The organism is Vibrio sp. 10N.222.48.A3 (assembly GCF_041475345.1).
GTDB classification, from domain to species: domain Bacteria; phylum Pseudomonadota; class Gammaproteobacteria; order Enterobacterales; family Vibrionaceae; genus Vibrio; species Vibrio tasmaniensis_A.
In genome coordinates, this window is record NZ_JBFRVX010001456.1 from 1 (window position 1) to 1,320 (window position 1,320).

Genomic DNA, 1,320 nt, shown 5'->3' on the forward strand with positions numbered 1-1,320 from the left:
ATCACAATCCATTCACCTTGCTCCAATTTTTGTTGCAACAAGATGGCGGTATCAGGGCCCATCGATGTCACCTGAATCAGGTTTAAATCAGATTGTGGGTTTACTGCTTTCATCACCGAATTAAAGCGTTCGGCGTGTTCCGTGAAGACCAGCGCATTGATTTTGATGTGTGAGTGTCGACGTCCCAAAGCTCGGCACAACTCGATATTACCAAGGTGAGAACCCAGGATTAGCACACCTTGCTGGTTTTCCACCATACTTTCGAATTGCTCTTGACCATGAATAGTCAGGTTATCGACTGAGAAATCACCTTTCCATGCGGCTAATTTGTCTAGCATGGTGTGGCCAAACGAAAGCAGGTGGTTATAACTGGTTAATTCAGCGGGTAACTCAATATTCTGTTGCTCTGCGTATGTCTTAAGCTGGAATAGGTATTGCTCAGAAGCGTTTCGCGCGCGTTTGCCTGTCAAATGGTAGTAACGCATCACACCGCGCAAAATTAGGTTGAATACACCTCGACCTAATAGTGAGTACACAGCTAACAACAGTTTGATACCGAGAACTGTGCCGCGCTCTTGAGTTCTGGACCAATGAGGCTGTTCAGTGCTATTTGGTATTTGCTGCGCCTGATTGCTTTCTGAAAATTGTGTCGAAGTCGTTGGGTGATCTTCAGAATCTGATTTGAAGTGACGAGCAATCAGCTTAGGGGCTCTTGGCAGCATGCCGAAGAACAGTCGAGTATGCATCCAACTGATTTTTACGTTGTCCCACAGCGCATCGAAATGAGAGACACCATTTTCAGGGTAGATGACTCGCGTCTCAATGAAGTCAATGTCGCAACCTTCCCAGTATAAGCGAACCAGAATCTCGATATCGAAGTCCATTCTCGAACCGACATCGTATTTATTCAGTACTGTTTGTGTCTTATCGATTGGATACGCTCTAAAGCCACACATGCTGTCTTTAATTGAGAGAGATAGAGTTTCTATCCACACCCAAATATGTGTCGCGTAGCGCCCGTAGAGCCTTGCCTTCGGTACGCTATCGTCATAGACAGGCTGACCTGAGATCAGGCGCTGGGGCTTAGCTTGTGACGCTTCGATTAATGCGGGTAGGGCGTCTAGGTCATGTTGACCGTCAGCATCAATCTGAATGGCATGACTAAAGCCGAGCTCCTGTGCTCGCTTGATGCCAGCCTTTACGGCACCGCCTTTGCCTTGGTTCTGCTCAAGCGTCACCAAGGTTACGTTTGAATTCTCTACTAAGGGAGCCAGAAACTGTTTCGTGGTGAGTTCACTGCCATCGTCAACGATGATGATC

Annotated in this window: 1 protein-coding gene; it reads right to left on the bottom strand. The window is 47.1% G+C overall.

The features are described from left to right. A partial coding sequence (locus AB4653_RS27090) for a glycosyltransferase (protein ID WP_372105781.1) occupies positions 1 to 1,320 on the bottom strand: 1,320 nt, incomplete at both ends.